The organism is Alkaliflexus imshenetskii DSM 15055 (assembly GCF_000517065.1).
Lineage (GTDB): Bacteria > Bacteroidota > Bacteroidia > Bacteroidales > Marinilabiliaceae > Alkaliflexus > Alkaliflexus imshenetskii.
On sequence record NZ_KI912105.1, the window covers coordinates 1,238,433 to 1,258,006 of the forward strand.

Sequence of the window (19,574 nt, forward strand, 5' to 3'; positions counted from 1 at the left end):
CTATTTTTTTGAACTTACATCTGTAATTCTCACACATTATAAAACGCAACGAACGATATAACTCATCTAATATCAACTACCCGGCTTACATTGGACGTTCGGATTGCTTTCCCCGGTAAACGATAATAAAATTTCAGAGCATACGCTCCATTACCCAAAGTCGGAACGTGATTGGCTTTTAAAATATCTACCAGAGCGCTATTTGCAGAACCTGATACCAAGAAATGCCTTATAAGCAAATTTCGTATGGTCAAGAAATCACTATCAACATACCATGCCACGTTATAATTTATAGCACCCAAACGAGACATTGTAACTCTGCCACCTGTTTGTATGGCATTATCAGTCAATAAAACCTCGCTGGAATGCAAACCCAATACTACTACCCCCTCTTGTGTTGGAGGACTCAAATTCTCCAACTGCAAAACAGAGTTTAAAATCTCATTTTCATACAGGAAGCCCTTGATATAAGTGTTATACCATTGGGTGTTCTGATAATCGGGAATAATCTCAATTAAATTTTGCTCTGATTGGGTCATATTTTGCTCAAACAAATCAAACATTTCAGTAGGCTGCGCCGCCTCATTAAAGTTTGAAATCAACTGATAAACATAGGGATACACCTGCCATCTCACGCCATCAAAATTTTTCACACCTCCCATCTTCTCCGCAAAAGTTTTATAGGAACTGCTTCTAAAGTGAATGGAGAATAATGCTTCCTCCTGTAGCAATAAAAGAGAGCCCTCAGCTTGCTGAGTTCGAACAAAAAGTGAGTCGGAACCGCTAATGTTTGTGATATTGGTCGAGATATTATCTATTAATCCGGAAATGGAGTTGGGAACATTCAACAACGCCAGACTATAAATTTCATTGTTACGGAAATTAAACCCTGCAAGCGAGTAATCAATCTCCATCTGGATATCACCACCAGTAACGTTTGTGCTAAATGTGAAGGTGGTGGATTGTGCATTACCATTGCTGTCTGTTAACCTTATTTCCTGTCTGAAACCTTCAGGCGCATCGGTGGTAAACAAATAGTCATAATTTTTACTTAGCAGCAGGTAACCTTTGTCATATTCATTGGTGTAAAAGTTATACTGTCGGTTGATAGGATAACTGTATTTAATATGCTCAGGCAATATAAATTTAGGTCGATTGCCACTCTTAAAGGTCACTTCTTTCTCTTCAAATACAGGCTTGCCATCATGTCCTGTCACCTTGCTCCAATTGCCGGTAACCCGACGTTCAAAGCCTACTTTGGCTCTAACCACATAATCAGACTGACTTTCGAGAATATCATGCGAATCAAACACCAACACCCGCCCTTCATCAGAGAACTTGCGGGCGCCTTCAACCTCTTTACCTGTAGCTTTATGAAAAAACCGAAACTCATCGAGTGTGACTCTGTACCATGCCTTTTTACCCTGATCTTCCTCCACTTCCATCTCTAAACCTACCGGAATACTAAATATCACCTGAGGAGCAACAAACACATTTACATCTGACTCCTCCGCGTTGGGTGTCAGCTGTGCAATAATGTCATCTCCAAACGGGCTTCCGCTTACAATACGGCATTCGTCACCTATCTCAAATCCAAAATCACATCTGCCTGAAATTAATCCCCCCATCACACTAAACCGACCACCAACTGTTCCGGCAAAATAAAGAGGGTTGGGGCCTGCGCCTTCGAGCAGTGCCGCAGCTGATATATCTAGGATACTAAATCTTCGTCGGCTACCAAATACTCTTGCCTGCAAACCTATATCTGCCTCAACCCATGCCCATGCTTGGGCCCGCGCATACCAGCCGTTTATTCCTAAAGGAGGTTCACTTCCGGCGCAGAATGCGCTTGCACCATAATTCTTTAATAAAAACTCAGCACCCAAGCCGGCACCCATTCTTGCATAAAAAGGAGTCATCTCGGCATTAAACTTTATGCTTAACGACTGGCCAAAGGCAATGCCTTTACCCTCTGCTATTTCGTAGTCAGACCTACTGTTTAAACGCTCCTGTTTTGCTCGACTAAAATTACGGAGAACATTCTGTGGAGGTGGAGGAAGCTCCGGAATATTGTCGCCTAGCATAAAATACCCTTCGGTTCGGGCTAGCTTCATTATCTCAATGCCCAACCTATCCTTAGGTGTGCCTATATGCGCATACCATTCGTCCTTAGCTACCCTAATCGAAGCCCAGCCCATGCGGCCTTCTGGCCCTATGCCCTTAATAAATCCGGCATTTAGGTATGAGTTTAAATCGGCATTAAACACTTTGTGTGCAACATCGTACTCCATGAGTATGGAAGCGGTTAAAAAACCACCGGTTTTATTCCCAGGAATGCCGAGCTCACTCTTTGTTGATGGCGTTAACTCACCTCTGGCAGATTCCAATTTACCTGCCGCCGATTTAATGCTCTCAGACATTTTACCCCACTTGGCAGGACTATCCATAAATGCAGCATCGCCCCTTAATTGCACAAAGTTCATCCCTCCATCCTGATTAAACTGAATCTCAAACGTAACTTTGGCATTAAATGCAGATGGAACAGCCAACATACCAAATTTGGTAGAAGTCATAAACCCCATTCCAACAGAGCGATCGGGCTTATAATTAATGCCCGACAGAGATTTACCAAACTCACTCGACGAATCCAACGAACTGGTTTGCTGCATCTTTCTATATAGTCCACCCCCAAAACCATAAAAAGAGATTGGCACTGGTGCCAGAACGATACCGCGTTCTGGCGAAGTTTCAAAATACACATCCGTAAGAAAATAACGGTAATCATCTTTCTTGCCGAAGACACCCACCGCATCAAAAGTAAAAACATCAAGTATCTCAAATTTCACATCGCCTCTAAAGCCACTACCATAAACCTCATCCCCGCTTTTAAACTCTACCAATCCTTTTACATTGTAAGCAGACGATTTGTAATCCACTTCTACTTTCCCTACATCCACACGATCGAACTTCCATTTGGAATAATCACCATATAATTCTAAGGCTACTTTCCCTCCAAAAACATCGCTCAATATTACGCCTGCCTCAAAAGCAAGCCCTGCCCCTTTCTGACTATTAATTGGATTAATGTTTTCTATGTATAACTCAAATCCGGCAATATCGGGCGATGTATGTTTACCGGTAAGGCCTACCACCCCTATTTCAAAATATGGAGCAGCCCTGCTTATACGCATATTTTCAAACGGAATGTCCGGAATTTTTAGTCGTTTTGAATCCTCTCCCTTACCCAGTGGTGCATCAATAGAAAGAATACCGCATGCATTTATTGTAGGATAGATGCCCCCATTCTTCACCTCTATCTCTACATAAGAGTTTTTATTTAAATCGAGTGTACATCCCAATGTTGAAAACTCAAATTTCCCATGAACACCGACCTCAAACTCATAGCTATTAGTTCCCAGGTTAAAAAAAGCACGATATGGAAGCAATGAGTTTTTTCCGAAAGGCGGAATGTTGATGTCACCACTGAATCCTAAACCTGCCACACTGTTTTTTAACAGCTCAAGCGAAAATCCACTTAAAGAGATGCCCCAACTATCCTTTTCAAGTAAACTACTGCTAAATATTTCTGATTGAACTAATGCTTTGCCTGTAAAGCCATTGCGATCCAGAACAACATTCTCAAGTCCCAATGTAATGCGGTCTGCCAATGCAGTTGTCTTACCTTCTTCAATCTGCACACCCGGCTTAGAAAAAAAGTCTGGAAGTGTGACTGTGGCACTGGTTATCGACACTCCCTTCCACAAGTTACGGGCATCCACATCTCCATTTGGAAAGTATCCATCAGGGAAACGGGCAGTGGCAGGCGTAAACACATCGCTTTGATCAAGTGTTGCTCCCTTTAGATTAAACACAAAACCTTCCAGTCCCTCAAAAGCAAATGATTGCCCAAACTCAAAATTGAGAGAAAAATTATCGAAATCATCGAAGTAGCTTTCAAGAGATGCAGTTAACCATCCCCCAGAAGGATTACCGTTGGCATCAACGGGGAATATTTTATCGGAGTTTACGACTAAATCCATTTTCGCAAAGAAGGATTCAACGCCATCACAACCAAAATTAACCCGTGTGCCGCGATTAATAACAAGTATGAGGTTGGAACCCATATCTCTTCGCACAGGTGTAATCAACTCCAATGAGCCAGAAGTGCCTAATCCTTTCTGTCCCTCAATATCCACATAACCTTCAAAAGCGATACGTGCTCCATCCTCCTTGAAAGTAAATACACAAGAGGCCAGCACACGGTTTTTTCCTGTTGCATTATTATAGGATAGTTCACGCAAAACTAAGTCGTAACCATTTTTGCGAATTCCAACCGGGAGAGTAAGGACCTGGTCGCTAATTAATTCACTAAATGAATTGATATAAGCACCGGCGTTTTGAACTGTTGCCATTGCAGCAAATGCAGCCTCAACTTTTTTCTCATTTAATTGCTTATGTTTACCTACAAGGGTTAACAAATCATCGGAAGCAGCAAATATCCCAACGGCAGGAAAACATAAGAGAAGCCCAAAAAATAAAGCCAGGCGGCGGTATCTGAAAAAGGTTAGCATGAATGGGTCAGGGTTAATCAATTTGGGTTTGTCAATAAGCGTTGGTATAAATCTTATAATTGGGATGGTTTAAGAACCAACTACGAGCTGTGAGCAAGGCTTTGTGATAATCATCAGTATCCAGACTTCCAATAGCACTCACTTTGATTGGAAAATCGACGATTACCGGAGCCAAAAGTTCTAAAACCCGATATCCGCAAAGCATCTCAGTCTCATAATCGGGATCAGCTGATATGCATGCCATCTCGTCGCTCTGAATGTATTCAACACAAATATTCAGCAACTCACGTTGGCGGGTGTATATAATATCTGGCAAAACATACTCAACAAGTTGATTATTCAACACCATTGACCTTAGTGTTTCAGCACATGCAAAGATACTTGCATCATCTCCCATACGTGCCAAAGCCAATTGTACAGCCCATCTTTCAGCTGGAGGCAAGTCATTTTGCATTACCTGTTTCCTCATCCATTCCCGACCAGCTCCAACATACCCGGCGAGCATAATCATTCTTTTGCGATGTGGCATCCTGCGATTTAACAGGTAACTTTCAAACATATCAACAGTCTCGGGTGAAAACGCTTCTGAACCAAACGATTGAAGCCAGATAAGAATTTGTCCTACCACGCTCCCATCAGGATCGGTACAGCCCTTTAAGAGCGCTGAAACAAATAAATATTTCTGGGATGCAGGAACTTGCAACCCCTTGCGGTAGATAAATGAGTAAGCCTTTTGGCGGAAGCTGCGTAGGGAATCTTTAAGAAATGGCTGTAAAAGAAGCGGAAGATCTGCTCGGGCATCAACCAGCAGTTCATTCTCCTTTTTTAAGTTGCTTTGACCGGTTAATCGGAACTCTTCCAGATATTTATCTATCTGTCCGAAAGCCGGTATCCCTATGAAGAATAGAGCTAATAGAAGAAAAGGTTTCATGATGTCAGGTTAAGGTACTTTTGCAAAGAAAATAACATTTTTTAAAAGTCAAGCGCTTCGGGAATTAATTTAACACTATTCACAAAAAAACTCGGGTAAAAAATCGTGACTTTCAAATATCACAATCTGGTTTAACACCAATATAATCGACCAGATACATCAAGTGAGAAACATTTAAACAGTCATTTAGAATAACCAGAAATGACTACTCAAATATTTTTTTGACTATCTTTTTAGTCGTTTTTTCACCAAACCTATTGCGCAACTAAATATTTAGTCATAAGTTTGTGTTGAAGGATTGACAAAAACAACTGAACCATTCACCCTCTAACCATTGCTGTATGGAATTTCTACCCGAATATCTGCTAAAATCCTCGAGTTGGCTGATCTGCTTTGCGCTGACATATTTTCTGTTTCTTCGCAACGAAAGATATTTTCTCCTGAACAGGATTTTTCTGATTATTGGCGCATTGGCATCGGTAGTTTTTCCTTTAATAAAGTTTTCATACACGGTGAAAATTGCTCCGGCAATCATTATACAACAACCCATCGGCACCATTACAGCGTTAACAGAGGCATCTCCGGTTGAAACAACTGCGCACACCAATTGGGAACTATTAATCACCCTGGCATTTCTGGCAGGCGCTTTGTTTTTTCTGGGTCGTATTTTTAGTCAAAGCCATAAATTTTTCAGAATTATAAAACACTCTGGATACCGGCAGGAAGGAAACATCAAAGTGGTAACAACCGATGCTATTAAGGCACCATTCTCTTTCTTTTCCTATGTGTTTGTCAATCCTTCAACATCAGACAATGCAAAAAGGGAAATAGTAAAGCATGAAGCCGAACACATTCGTCAGTTTCACTGGATAGATTTGGTTCTATCTGAACTAATTTGCATCCTGCAATGGTTTAATCCTTTTGCTTGGGTATATGGGCATTTCGTAAGGCAAAACCACGAATACCTGGCCGACAGCAAAGTAATTCAAACTTCTGAAAATCCGGCCATTTACAAGGCAGTCCTTCTTAACCACCTGCTTGGAGCAGAGGTTATCAGAATTGGACACTCCTTTAGCTATTCTCTTAACAAAAAACGATTTTCAATGATGACAAATAAACCAACACCCACCATCAGGAAGATGAAAACGCTTCTCATCTTACCAATGATAATTATTACATTTTATGCTTTTGCTAAGCCGATTTATGTATATAATCAGGCAGAGGCAACACCTCAGGTTGAAACAAACGAAACACATGGCAAGACCGTTTCAGGTTTGGTTTACAACGAGGATGGCAGCCCTTTGCAAGGTGCCAGCATAATACTTCGCGGAACCACTTTAGGTACAGTTGCAGATGAAAACGGAGCATTCATATTATCAAATGTACCCGAAGAGGGGCAAATCGTGATTTCATTCATGGGAATGACATCCGAAACCGTAAAACCAGAATTCGACAGTACAATGAAAATCACGCTCAAAAAAAAGATTGAAGAGCTTGACAGAGTTGTTGTAGTAGGCTATGGCGAGATGAATCCATCGGCCGCCACAAGCGATGTCGTGGAAATAAGACACAACAACTCTGCTGAAACTGAAGCACTGCCCCTCTATATTCTGGATGGCATGGAAGTCTCCAAAGCCGAGGTTGACAAACTGAAGCCCGACAACATTGACCACATAAGCGTAATCAAAAACAATGAGTCCATAGCAAAGTATGGAGACAAAGGCAAAAACGGTGTGATTGAAATAGTCACCAAAAAACCAGCAGAGAAAGCACTTTTCTTTGTTGTGGAAGAGATGCCGGAGTTTCCTGGTGGCAATGAAGCGTTAATGCGATATATTGCAACCTCAATCACTTATCCGGCCGCCGCCATGAACAACAAGATAGAGGGAAGAGTTTATGTGCAGTTTGTGATTAAAGAAAATGGACTGATTTCAGATGCCTCCATCATTCGAGGCGTGGATGTCAGTCTGGACGAAGAAGCCCTACGTGTAATACGTGCCATGCCACCTTGGAAACCCGGCAAACAAAGAAACATCCCCGTGAATGTGTCATACACATTACCCATCGATTTTGTGTTACAATAGAAAATAGAGCCATGCAACTGACCAAAGCTGAAGAACAAGTAATGCAGATATTATGGCAACTGAAAGAAGGGCCTGTACGTGATGTTCGCGAACAGTTCCCGGAGCCACGTCCTGCACGAAACACCGTCTCCACCATTATCCGCATCCTTGAAAAAAAGGGGTATGTGGATCACAAAACCTTTGGGAACGTTCACGTGTACTTTCCGCTGGTCGATAAAGAGGATTACTCAAAGAGCCAGTTATTTGGGCTCATTAAGAACTACTTCAACAACTCTTTTCCGGCAATGGCATCATTCTTTGCCAGGGAAAAAGATTTGTCGATAAGTGAACTGGAAGAGCTTCTGGAGGAAACGCGAAAGGAACTCCGAAAATCAGATGAAGAAAGCAACAACAAATAACCTTAAAAACAAACACAATGGATGCTTTAACCCTCTATCTGGTAAAATCATCACTTTGGCTTAGTGCTTTTGCATTGGTTTATCATATTTTTCTGCGCAACGAACGGTATTTTCTGCTCAACAGGCTTTTTCTGAATACAGGTCTGTTGGCTTCGTTGTTAATGCCATTTGTCTCCATCAATCTGCCGGTTAAAACTGTTGAAACCGCAATCAATCATGCCTCCGTAGCAGTTGATTTACCTGTTGCACAATCCATTGTATCCAATACAGTCACATCATCCATCAGTTACACCTATGTACTGAATCTTTTGTTCATTGCCGGATTGATAACATTTATCATTCGTTTGAGTTATCAGACCATTAAAGTATTTCTGATAATACTGCAAAGCAAAAGCGACGTAGATGGGAATTTAAAAGTGATTAAAACCGATCTGTTTCCGGCTCCGTTCTCATTCTTCTCCTACGTGTTTGTCAATCCTTCAATTACAGACATCGAAACCCGGGAGATTGTGAACCACGAGGCCGAACACATCAGGCAGCATCACTGGCTGGATCTTATGCTCTCCGAAATGGTATGCCTTGTGCAGTGGTTTAACCCCGTAGCATGGCTTTATGGCCACTATATAAGGCAAAACCATGAATACCTGGCCGACACAATGGCGCTTAAACGGACCAATAACCCGGCAGTGTACAGAGCTGTTCTCATTAACCAGCTACTTGGTGGCGAAGCCATCAGGCTGGGGCACATGTTCAGTTATTCACTCAACAAAAAAAGATTTACAATGATGACACATATCTCAATAAAACCGATTCACAAGGCAAAATTACTTTTGGCAATTCCGGCCATAATAGGCGTACTATTTGCCTGTTCAAAACTTGATGAAAACTACGGAAGCCGCAATGCTTCAAAAACCAGCTCTCTAAACATACCTGCCAAAGAAGATGGTATGATTGTATACGTTGACAATATGATTTACGATATTCAGGAAAGCATATTAAACGACCTGCTTAAACCAGAGTTACTCCAATCCATCAACGTTCTAAAAGGTGACGATGCGCTGCAAAAATATGGCGTACTGGGACGCAATGGCGTTATTGAAGTCACCACAAAAAATGGCGACTTCGCCAATATCTACAAAGACTTCGTAACCAATTTGACCGAAGAGCAGCAAAGTAAGATGAATTGGATAGACCAACGCACCAAGGATGGTGATGAGATTTTTATGCTGGTTCAACAGATGCCTGAGTTTCCGGGTGGCGATGAGGCACTAAGAAATCATCTGGCTACCAGTCTCAAATATCCCGAAGAAGCCATGGCCCAAAACATAAGCGGGCGAGTTTATGTACAGTTTGTAATCAACACAAAAGGCAAAACCGAAGGAATAAAAATACTAAGAGGCGTCCATCCTTTGCTGGATAGTGAGGCATACCGCGTAGTAGATGAAATGCCAGCCTGGCAACCGGGTATGCACGAGGGCTCTCCTGTAGCAGTATCGTACACTGTACCAATCAACTTTGTGCTCGGTTCATCCGCCCAATAAAAACTTCCCGCCCAATAGTCTCTTTTCCCATCCGGCGTCCAAAACCCGTCGGATGGGAACTTTTCCAATCCGGCACGCAGTATCCACTACTTCTTAACCAGGCTAAATTTTGCGCTTTGCAGATTCTGCTTCAATCCCTTATCGGGAATAAAACTCAGACGCAGGGCTTTGATGTTTTTTGAAGTCACTGCTCTGGCTGTTGATTCCGTCAGCACCTTGGCATGTAATCGAAACGTACCAAAGCCATCTAGATGCAAAGTATTGCCCGAGAGCAACAATTCGGGCATTAAATCGAGCAATGCGGTAAGAACCAATTGCACATCGGCACGGCTGGCCGTGGTGCGTCTCTGAATCTCCCTGGCAATTTCATTCTGGCCCATTCTTGTTGAACCGGTAAGCTTTGGAAACCACAACTGATCGCCATCTTTTCCTTTTCCTGGCTGGTAGGTAGAAACAACTTTATATTTCAGCGTCATGTTTTTGCTTATAGTATTAAAATTCTGGCTCAGACACTTAAAACCCGAGCCTGTTAAAATTTAAAGAAGTAGCGCAAGTAGATTAACACCACAACCTTGTTAACAATAGGCGCTACTTTTGCTCAAATCCCAACTTCTCTACCGCTGTCATCCATTTGTTTCGCTTGGCATTGCCTGATGACTTCAGCGGGCCAAACGCCGTAATTTTAACGGGCTTAATGCCACAAAACTCTAAAACGCCTTTCTTCATGGAGTGGTGACCAGGAGCTTTAAATATTAATGAATAGTACCATTTAGGTGTATCCATCGTCACAATTAACCTGGCAGATTTCCCTGTAAGCAGTTTATCCCAGAGCAAGGAGTTTTCGCGATACTTAAAAGCAAATTTGGGCAGAAACACTCTATCGATAAAACCTTTTAACAAGGCCGGGTAAGTACCCCACCAGTTTGGATATACAAATACAAGATGGTCTGATTCGGTTATCGCATTTTGCAACTTTATCAAATCCGGTTCAAGTTCAGTGCGCTGTCTGTAACCAAATCGCAAAATCGGGTCAAACTCCAGATCAGCCAGATTTACCAATATGCAATTGGCCGATGACTTATCCGCACCTCTTTTATAAGCCAACGCCAATTCGTTGCAAAAACTGCTTTTATCGGGATGTCCGTTAATGATAAGGATTCGCTTCATTAGTATATATTTTTAGCTATGTTACTGAAATGCGTCTTGAAGATTTTAAGATATTAGATATTAAGACTGATAGACAAAATTAAATAGATAATAAGATCAATCTAATCATCTTTCGCAACTAATCTATCTGTCTAATATCTAATAGTCTTCGCGTCTATAACCTATTTTAAAAATTAAATTTAAACAGTTACTTAGACTGATAGACAAAATTAAATAGATAATAAGATCAATCTAATCATCATCCTCAACTAATCTATCTATAATCTGAAATCCTTCGCATCTATAATCACCTTCAGTCAATACTTCCGACAAACAAGGTTTCTGAAAGCATCAGATTACCATATTAGAAATGATTATACAGCATCAAATATATTTCTTATGAGCATTAAAGTCAATTTTAATGCGCATTAAAATAGAGTTTATCGTGCATTAGAACAATAAAACTATTGCATCAAAACAATACTTTTTGACTTACAAAAACACGAGATATAAACTTGTGATAACGCACAAATCACTGATTCATGCTGGCTGTTTCACATCGAACCGAAAGCCGGTTGAATACTGCCAACTACTCTCTGAAATAGACGCGCTTCACACGGCGGCTGATGCCGGTAAGTATTTCGTAGGGGATGGTATTTAGCTTGGAGGCCATGACAGTGAACGGATGATTGTCGCCAAAAACAATGACCTCATCACCTTCGGACACATCGAGGCCTGACACGTCGAGCATGCACATATCCATACAGACGTTGCCAACGATGGGAACAAGGTGTTTGCCAATGAGCACCTCGCCCATGCGGTTGCTCAGGTGTCGGTTCAACCCGTCGGCATAGCCAATGGGGATGACAGCAATTTTACCGCCCGTGGGCACTTTCCCAGCACGCCCGTATCCTATGGTAGCCTCTGGTCGCACAGTTTTTATTTGTGAGATATAGGTTTTGAGGGTGGCCACGTTGCTCAGGCGAACATCCTTTGTGGCGCTGATGCCATAAAGGCCAATGCCAAGCCGCACCATTTCATATTGCTGTGCGGCAAACCTTTCAATACCCGCCGAGTTGAGGGCATGGCGCATAAATTTGTAACCAATGCCCTTTTCCAACTGCTGACAAAAACGCTCAAAAAGGGCCAACTGATGACGCGTAAAATCATCGTGTACCTCCTCATCGGTACCGGCCAGATGGGTAAATAGAGAGCGCACACGCAGATGGGTCATTTTGCGCAAGCACTTCACAATCTCATCGGCATCGTCATCAAAGAAGCCCAGACGATACATGCCGGTGTCCACTTTGATGTGGATATTCACCGAATCGGCACCATAATCCATCACGGCCTTGTTAAAGGCCTCCAGTAATTTAAAACTGTAAATTTCAGGCTCCAGATTGTATTGCAACATCTGGCCAAAACTCTTCTCCTCAGGGTTCATCACCATAATGGGCACAGTGATGCCTGCCTGCCGCAGCTCCATGCCTTCGTCGGCATAGGCCACACCCAAATAATCCACCTTCTGATGCTGCAAAGCACTGGCTATCTCAAACGAACCACTGCCGTATCCAAAAGCCTTCACCATGGCAAGCACTTTGGTGCCGGGCTTAAGCCGTTCACGAAAAACGTTCAGATTGTTGACCAGCGCATTCAGGTTAATTTCCATCACGGTGGCATGTTGCTTCTGCTCGAGCAATGCCGACACACGCTCAAAGGCAAACGCCCGTGAGCCTTTTATCAGGATGGCCTCATTGCGCATCGAAAAGCCTGGCAAAGCCTGAATGAGTGCTTCCGTTGAGGTGTAAAATGTATCGCCAGACCTGAAATATGAGGCAAATCGGGAGATTTCATTTCCTACACCAATGAAACGGTCAATCCCCTTGGCCTGCACCAAATCGGCCACACGCGGATAAAGCACCGAATCATCCAATCCCGTTTGAAACATATCGGAAAGGATGAGTGTGCGCCCCCCGCCTTTTTTCAACCCTTGCTGATTCAGGAAATCCAACGCAACCTCCAGCGAGGTGAAGTCGGAATTGTAACTGTCATTGATTATGAGCGACCCATTGATGCCCTCCTTCTGTTCCATGCGCATGGCCACCGGCTGCAACTGCGAAACACGCGCTGCAATATCCGAAAAGGCAAAACCGCGATACAAGAGAAAAAGAACTACCGGCATCACATTTTCTACAGAGATGGCGTCGGTAAAAGGCAGGTCAACCACAAAAGTCTCCTCGCCCCAGACCAGTTTCAGCTGCGTGGAATAATCCCTGTTAACGGACAAAAGCTGCAAGCTGGCACCCGAATTTCGGCCCCATGTAAGAATTGTTTTATCAGGATAGAGGGTGGAAACTGCATCGTAAATCATCCTCTGGTCGAAACTGCAAAACACCACTTCGGCTCTAGCGAAGAGTTTGAGTTTTTCGTGCAGTTTCTGTTCTATAGAGAGGAAATTCTCCTGATGCGCAGTTCCAATATTAGTAATGATGCCGATGGTTGGGTGGATAATCTCTTCCAGGCGGGGCATCTCACCAGGTACGCTTATGCCAGCCTCAAAAATTCCAATGGTGGATGCAGCGTTTAATTGCCATACCGACAGCGGCACGCCAATCTGACTGTTATAACTTCGTGGCGAGCGGGTCACTTTTTCCACACCATCCAACACCTGTGCCAACCACTCCTTCACGATGGTTTTTCCGTTGCTGCCAGTAATGGCTACCACCGGAATGTGAAACCGGGCGCGATGTAAAGTAGCCAACTGCTGAAGAGCTTTTAAAGTATCTGGCACCACAATAAATGCAGCCTCTCTCAACTCATCTGAGATCCGGAATGTGATGTCGACCACAAAGTTGCGCACACCCCGCTCAAAGAGCCCAGAAACATAGCGATGCCCATCGTTATGGCCTCCTTTAAGAGCGAAAAACAACACACCTTCGGGTTCAAAGACCATGCGACTGTCGAAAACAAGTCTCGACACAACGTCGAATGATACTCCAACAAGTTGGCCGCCGGTTACTTCGGCTATCTTCCCAATGGTGTATTTAACTGACATCTGAAATGAGTAGATATAAGATGATTAGATGTAAGATATTTAGATATAAGATGATTAGATATAAGATGTTTAGATGCAAGATAGTTAGATATATGATGAATAGATGCTTAATCTCAATTACTAAAGATACTCATCCATATTCACCAGATTCAGATTGCAATCTGCCCGCTCTTGAGTTTGTTATAACAACTGCGACATACCGCCTCATAGGATTCAGAAGCACCTACTTCAACCAACTTCTCACTGGCTTTCAAACGAAATGAGTGTTGCGCCAAATCACCACAGCGCACGCAAATGGCATGCACCTTTGTCACATATTCAGCGCAAGCCATCAACCCGGGCATAGGGCCAAAGGGTTTACCTTTAAAATCCATATCCAGACCTGCCACAATCACCCGCAAACCTTGTGCTGCAAGGGTGTTACAAACCTCAATAAGTCCGTTATCAAAAAACTGGGCCTCGTCAATACCCACCACATCGGTGTTGGAACTTAGTAGCATGATGTTACCCGAACTATCGACCGGTGTACACCGAATGCTGTTGGCATCGTGCGACACCACATCCGACTCGCTGAAGCGCTGATCTACCAATGGCTTGAAAATCTCTACGTTCAGTTTGGCAATGCGGGCTCTTTTTAACCGACGAAGCAACTCCTCCGTTTTGCCCGAAAACATGGAACCCGCAATCACCTCAATCCATCCCTGACGCTTCTGTCTGTTGGTTTTATTCTCAAGAAACATAATAAAAACTTCAAAAAATTTTAGATTCGGCTGATTTCTGTTTTGGTCAGGTAATTGTTACCTTTGCAAATGTAACGAAAAATGGTTGTCAAACAGGCATTATGGAAAAGGAAGCACTGCTTAAAATCATCCTTCAGGATATAAAAGAACTTGAAACGCTGGTAAACACTTTTACCGGAAAGGAGTTGATTCCCGACGTGTTTATGCAACTGGCGAGGAGCAAAACCCAAGGCATCCTTAGCGAAATTGACCTATTAGATCAACTGGAAAAGCATGTTTTCAGCAGGGTTAATGAGCCAGTGACACCCATTCAGGCATTTGTTTCAGCGCCGTTTCCGGCGCCACCAGTGTCAGAAATACCGGTTACAGCCACCTCTGTGCCTGAGCCACAACCGCGCATTGCAGAACCATTACCACCGCCCCCGGTGAAAGAAGAGCCTATTCTGACCATCGACGAAGAGCCGGTTGTAGCTGTGAAAGCATCTCCAACACCTACAGTTAAAGAGCCGGTAAAAACAGAATCATCACAGGACAATGGACGTAATCAGGCCATTCTTGGTGATGTACTTGGCAAGAACAAACACTCGTTTAACGAGCTTCTCGCTCAGAAAAAAGATTCTGACAACATCCCAAAATTCCACAAACCAATAGAAGACCTGAGAAAAGCTATTGGCATCAACGATCGATTTTTATATCAGAGAGAGCTCTTTGGCGGCAATGCCGACCTCTTTAACCAGACCATTGAACAGCTCAATACAATGAATAACTTTGATTCGGCAGAGGGATTTCTTTTGGGCAACTTCAACTGGGATCACAACAACCAGGCAGTAGTGGCCTTTAAAGAGTTGGTTAAACGTCGTTTCATAAAATAACCCTGCTTAAATCATGGGCAAACTCATACTGGTACCCACCCCAATTGGCAATCTGGAAGATATCACACTGCGCGCCTTACGAGTGCTAAAAGAGGTTGACTTTATTCTTGCCGAAGATACACGCACCACCGGTTTTTTGTTAAAACATTACGGCATTGAGACCCGGATGTTTTCCCATCATAAATTCAATGAACACAGCACCACAGAACGCGTGATTCAGCGCTTACAAGCAGGCGAAACAGCTGCTATGGTTTCAGATGCCGGCACACCCGGCATTTCCGACCCCGGCTATCTTTTGGTGAACCACTGCATCAAACAAGGCATTACTGTGGAATGTCTCCCCGGTGCCACCGCACTTATTCCCGCCATTACTGTGGCAGGACTCCCCAATGACCGGTTCACTTTTGAAGGTTTTCTGCCTCAAAAGAAAGGAAGACAGAAAAAATTCACCGCCCTTCAGGACGAAACGCGCACCATGGTTTTTTACGAATCGCCGCACAGATTGCTGAAAACACTGGCTCAGTGCATCGATTTTTTTGGTGCCGACCGACAAGCAGCCGTCTGCCGCGAACTATCCAAACTGCACGAGGAGATAAAACGGGGAACAGTATTTGAACTTCACAGTTATTATGAACAACATCCTCCCAAAGGGGAAATAGTTCTGATTGTGGATGGCAAAAAAGATATTTAACTTTGGCTAAGGCAGAAAGCAATTCATCTGATAATTTAAAGAATGCAAGCAGTGCACTTTTCAAATTCATGCAATTCTTCTGTCAGTAAGGTTAACAATGGATGCTGACGATTTACTTTAAAAAAGTTAGAGATGCATCCAGCTTTTGCCTTAAACATTTCTGCAATAAAAAAAATTAAACATCATTGGAATTATGAAAAAACTGGCTCTACTATTAATGATTGTGCCACTATTTTGGCAATGTACCACCGGACCTTCTAAAACGGAGCTCCGGCAAATGAATGACTCACTTCTGATGGCTACAGCTCAGAAGGAGATTCAGATGAACCAACTCGTTGGCACCCTTGCCGACATCGAAGAGAATCTGCGTCTCATCAAAGAGAAGGAGCAGATTATCTCATTGCAAGCTGAATCAGGTGATGTGCGCGGCCGTGCCGGCGAACAGATCAATCAGGATATTCAGCTCATCTATGATATGATGGTTCAAAACAAAAATCGCATCCAGGAACTTGAGCAACAGATGAAAAAATCAGGCGTTGACAACCAGCGTTTGAACAGACTCATTACCGGACTTAACGAGCAGTTACGTGAAAGAACCGAGGAAGTTGTGAGGCTACAGGAACTGCTTGCCCAACGCGACTTACAGATTGGACAACTCAACACCGAAATCAGAGGTCTGAGCGATGAGATGGATGCCATCCGCAAAGAGCAGGATGCCACCCGCAGACAACTGGATAGCACAACCGACCTCTACAATACAGCCTGGTTTGCCATTGGCACACGCAGAGAGTTGAGAGACCAAAAGATTTTAACCCGCGACGGATTCCTCTTCTTTGGAAGCTCACGCGTACTTAAGGAGGATTTCGACAATCAATATTTCAACAAAATTGATATTCGCGAAAAAGACCAATTCCCGCTTTTCAACAAAAAAGCGGAAGTAATGACAGCTCACCCTGCCGGCTCGTATCAGTTGGTAAAAGAGGAAGATGGCAACATTACCCTGGTCATTACCGATATCAATCAATTCTGGAGCATCTCCCGTTATCTGGTGATAAAAGTAGGATAAGGCATAAGACCCGACTCAAAACAAAGCAGAAACCCTTCCCGCCGGTGGCACCCAGTGTCCCGGCGGGATTTTTTTATCCGCAGTGGTGTCGTATCTTTGCATCACGACCTACAAGAAACAAAATGCGCAAATACAAACATCTTTTCTTCGATCTGGATCATACAATCTGGGATTTTTCGACCAACGAAAAAATAACGCTCTCTGAGCTATTTGATAAGTATAACCTTGAAAAATATTTTGCCAATTTCGATGATTTTTTTTCGAGTTATAAACCCATAAATGCCGATTTATGGCTTAAGTACCGATTGGGAGAGATAAAAAAAACAGACTTGAGCATTGGCCGTTTCTACAATACCTTTCTAACCGTTGGTTTTGACGATCACCAGGCAGCCACTCAGTTTGCCAACGATTTTGTAACCATCAACCCAACCAAAACATCTGTTATACCCCATACATTTGAAGTGCTTGATTATCTCAAACCACATTATCAGATGCACATCATCACAAACGGTTTTGTGGAAACCCAGCACGTAAAACTTGAGAAAAGCGGGCTTCGTCCCTATTTCAGTAAAATATTCATTTCAGAAGAGATAGGATATCAAAAGCCCAAGCGAGGCTTTTTTGAGTATGCCATCAAGAGTTGCAATGCACGCAAACGCGAAAGCCTGGTGATTGGCGATAGCCTTGAAGCAGATATTGAAGGGGCAAAAAATTTTGGACTTGACCACGTCTTTTTCAATCCTGATGGCATTGCAGTTGATGCCCCTGTTTTTGCCGAAATACGCTCACTGCTGGAGCTCAAAACGATGCTCTAAAACGGATTGTCGCGTTCAAAACTACTGCCCAAAGGCAGGTTGCTGCCAAAGTTTCCTGCAGCCGGAGCGGGAGTTGGCGGCAATACCGGATTGTTCATACGAGAACCAAAAGTCATGGCCTCTCCCACCGGCTCCATACCAAAACCACTGCCATAGTTGTCCACCTCAATGTCTTCGAATCGGATGGCCTCCGGACGGAAACGCAGACGCACGTCGCCGGTGGCACCGTTACGGTGTTTGGCAATGATAATTTCAGCAAGGCCAATAAGACTATTACCCTGCTCATCCTCGGTAATTTTATAATACTCCGGTCGGTGTATAAACAAAACCATGTCGGCATCCTGTTCAATGGCTCCCGACTCACGAAGATCGGACAGCTGTGGGCGCTTTCCATCGCCAGTACGGTTTTCCACTGCACGGCTCAACTGTGACAGGGCAATGATAGGCACATTGAGCTCTTTGGCAAGACCTTTTAGCGAACGTGAAATCATACTTACCTCTTCCTGCCTGTTGCCGGGATTCATACCACTGGCATTCATCAACTGAAGGTAGTCGATGATGATTATCTTTATATTGTGCTGTTTTTTTAATCTTCGGCACTTCGCCCTTAACTCAAACACTGAGAGACCGGCCGTGTCATCCACAAACAAAGGCGCATCTTCCAATGACTTTATCTTATGGTCAAACTGCTCCCATTCGTATGGCTCAAGTTTACCATTCTTGATTTTATCGGGATGCAGCTCTGTTTCGGCCACTATGAGACGGTTCACCAACTGCACATTTGACATCTCAAGCGAAAAAACGGCTACTCCCTGACGGTATTTCACAGCCATATTGCGCGCCATTGAAAGAACGAATGCGGTTTTTCCCATTGCCGGGCGCGCCGCAATCACAATCATATCGGACGATTGCCAACCGGATGTGATACGATCCAGCTCGGTAAAACCACTCGGCACCCCACTCAAACCATCGGTTCGTTTTCCGGCTATTTTTATCAACTCAATGGCCTCTGTTATTACCGGCCTAATGGGCACTGCATCGCGCTTCATGCTTCCCTGCGAAAGCATGAATAAAGAGTTTTCTGCCTCTTCGAGCAAGTCATTCACATCCTCTGACTCATCATACGCCTTGGTTTGAATCACACCCGAGATACGTATCATTTCGCGCTGCAAGAACTTCTGGTAGATGATTCGGGAATGGTATTCGATGTGGGCAGCAGAAGCTACACGGCTGGTGAGTGTAGTCACATAAAATGCACCGCCCACCTCCTCGAGGCGCCCCATCCGGCGAAGCTCTTCGGTAACTGTCAGAATATCGGCAGGCTCCTGTCGGCCATTCAGATTGGTGATGGCCTCATAAATATACTGATGGGTATCTTTGTAAAAACAATCCGGCTTAAGAATCTCTGAAACGGTTACAAAAGCATCCTTCTCCAGAAGCATTGCTCCCAGAACAGCCTCTTCCAGCTCAAGGGCTTGCGGAGGCATCTTGCCCACACCAAGATCCACCGCCTCAGTGGGCTTGCGCTTTGTATTTCGTTTCTCTGCCATAATTCCGGTTTTTTTAAAAGACGGATTGCAAAGGTACAAAAATCGGGCACCCTGAAAAACATTAACCGACTCTTAGTGTAAACAAACCACCAACAGGCTTATCAACAAATTGTT

General features: G+C 43.6%; 14 protein-coding genes. 7 read left to right on the forward strand and 7 right to left on the reverse strand.

Features of this window, described 5'->3' with window-relative positions:
• Positions 1 to 62: 62 nt before the first annotated feature.
• Together ALKIM_RS0105040 and ALKIM_RS0105045 are read right to left on the reverse strand one after the other, a co-directional pair.
• Positions 63 to 4,571 carry a hypothetical protein gene (locus ALKIM_RS0105040; RefSeq protein WP_026473683.1) on the reverse strand — a complete coding sequence of 1,503 codons (4,509 nt, stop codon included), beginning with the start codon at positions 4,569 to 4,571 and terminating at the stop codon, positions 63 to 65.
• 31 nt (positions 4,572 to 4,602) lie between these two features.
• Complete coding sequence (locus ALKIM_RS0105045; RefSeq protein ID WP_026473684.1) at positions 4,603 to 5,502, reverse strand: hypothetical protein; 900 nt, start codon at positions 5,500 to 5,502, stop codon at positions 4,603 to 4,605.
• Between the two features lie 341 nt (positions 5,503 to 5,843).
• Here ALKIM_RS0105045 and ALKIM_RS17710 point away from each other — a divergent pair, with 341 nt between their 5' ends.
• Genes ALKIM_RS17710 through ALKIM_RS20240 form a run of 3 tightly spaced genes read left to right on the forward strand, consistent with a single transcriptional unit; the run spans position 5,844 to position 9,525 of the window.
• A complete protein-coding gene (locus tag ALKIM_RS17710) occupies positions 5,844 to 7,586 on the forward strand; it encodes a M56 family metallopeptidase (RefSeq protein WP_044117759.1) in 1,743 nt (580 codons plus the stop codon).
• Between the two features lie 11 nt (positions 7,587 to 7,597).
• Positions 7,598 to 7,984, forward strand: coding sequence for a BlaI/MecI/CopY family transcriptional regulator (locus tag ALKIM_RS0105055; RefSeq protein WP_026473685.1), 387 nt, complete (start codon positions 7,598 to 7,600; stop codon positions 7,982 to 7,984).
• A 17-nt stretch (positions 7,985 to 8,001) separates the two neighbouring features.
• The gene (locus tag ALKIM_RS20240; RefSeq protein ID WP_026473686.1) at positions 8,002 to 9,525 is read left to right on the forward strand and encodes a TonB family protein; all 1,524 of its coding nucleotides are present in this window, start codon (positions 8,002 to 8,004) and stop codon (positions 9,523 to 9,525) included.
• Between the two features lie 86 nt (positions 9,526 to 9,611).
• Here the strand turns inward: ALKIM_RS20240 and ALKIM_RS0105065 are convergent, their stop codons facing one another.
• The 4 genes from ALKIM_RS0105065 to ALKIM_RS0105080 all read right to left on the reverse strand — a co-directional run bounded on the left by ALKIM_RS0105065 (position 9,612) and on the right by ALKIM_RS0105080 (position 14,466).
• Complete coding sequence (locus tag ALKIM_RS0105065) at positions 9,612 to 10,001, reverse strand: HU family DNA-binding protein (protein WP_026473687.1); 390 nt, start codon at positions 9,999 to 10,001, stop codon at positions 9,612 to 9,614.
• 112 nt (positions 10,002 to 10,113) lie between these two features.
• A complete protein-coding gene (locus ALKIM_RS0105070) occupies positions 10,114 to 10,692 on the reverse strand; it encodes an NAD(P)H-dependent oxidoreductase (RefSeq protein ID WP_026473688.1) in 579 nt (192 codons plus the stop codon).
• 568 nt (positions 10,693 to 11,260) lie between these two features.
• Positions 11,261 to 13,726 carry a bifunctional UDP-N-acetylmuramoyl-tripeptide:D-alanyl-D-alanine ligase/alanine racemase gene (locus tag ALKIM_RS0105075; protein ID WP_026473689.1) on the reverse strand — a complete coding sequence of 822 codons (2,466 nt, stop codon included), beginning with the start codon at positions 13,724 to 13,726 and terminating at the stop codon, positions 11,261 to 11,263.
• Positions 13,727 to 13,875: 149 nt separating this feature from the next.
• A complete protein-coding gene (locus ALKIM_RS0105080; protein WP_026473690.1) occupies positions 13,876 to 14,466 on the reverse strand; it encodes a thymidine kinase in 591 nt (196 codons plus the stop codon).
• A gap of 101 nt (positions 14,467 to 14,567) precedes the next feature.
• Between ALKIM_RS0105080 and ALKIM_RS0105085 the strand changes: the two genes are divergently transcribed.
• The 4 genes from ALKIM_RS0105085 (at position 14,568) to ALKIM_RS0105100 (ending at position 17,910) form a co-directional block, all read left to right on the forward strand.
• Positions 14,568 to 15,338: a hypothetical protein gene (locus tag ALKIM_RS0105085; protein ID WP_026473691.1), complete on the forward strand. Its 771-nt coding sequence runs from the start codon at positions 14,568 to 14,570 to the stop codon at positions 15,336 to 15,338.
• A gap of 13 nt (positions 15,339 to 15,351) precedes the next feature.
• On the forward strand, positions 15,352 to 16,029 hold the full coding sequence (gene rsmI, locus ALKIM_RS0105090) for a 16S rRNA (cytidine(1402)-2'-O)-methyltransferase (protein ID WP_026473692.1): 678 nt from the start codon (positions 15,352 to 15,354) through the stop codon (positions 16,027 to 16,029).
• A 193-nt stretch (positions 16,030 to 16,222) separates the two neighbouring features.
• Positions 16,223 to 17,095: a Cbp1 family collagen-binding glycoprotein adhesin gene (locus ALKIM_RS0105095; protein ID WP_026473693.1), complete on the forward strand. Its 873-nt coding sequence runs from the start codon at positions 16,223 to 16,225 to the stop codon at positions 17,093 to 17,095.
• Positions 17,096 to 17,217: 122 nt separating this feature from the next.
• A complete protein-coding gene (locus ALKIM_RS0105100; RefSeq protein ID WP_026473694.1) occupies positions 17,218 to 17,910 on the forward strand; it encodes a YjjG family noncanonical pyrimidine nucleotidase in 693 nt (230 codons plus the stop codon).
• On the opposite strand, the gene dnaB is transcribed toward ALKIM_RS0105100, so the two are convergent.
• Positions 17,907 to 19,460 (reverse strand): replicative DNA helicase, encoded by a 1,554-nt coding sequence (dnaB, locus tag ALKIM_RS0105105; RefSeq protein ID WP_026473695.1) that lies wholly within the window; start codon positions 19,458 to 19,460, stop codon positions 17,907 to 17,909. The genes ALKIM_RS0105100 and dnaB overlap by 4 nt on opposite strands.
• Positions 19,461 to 19,574 lie beyond the last annotated feature (114 nt).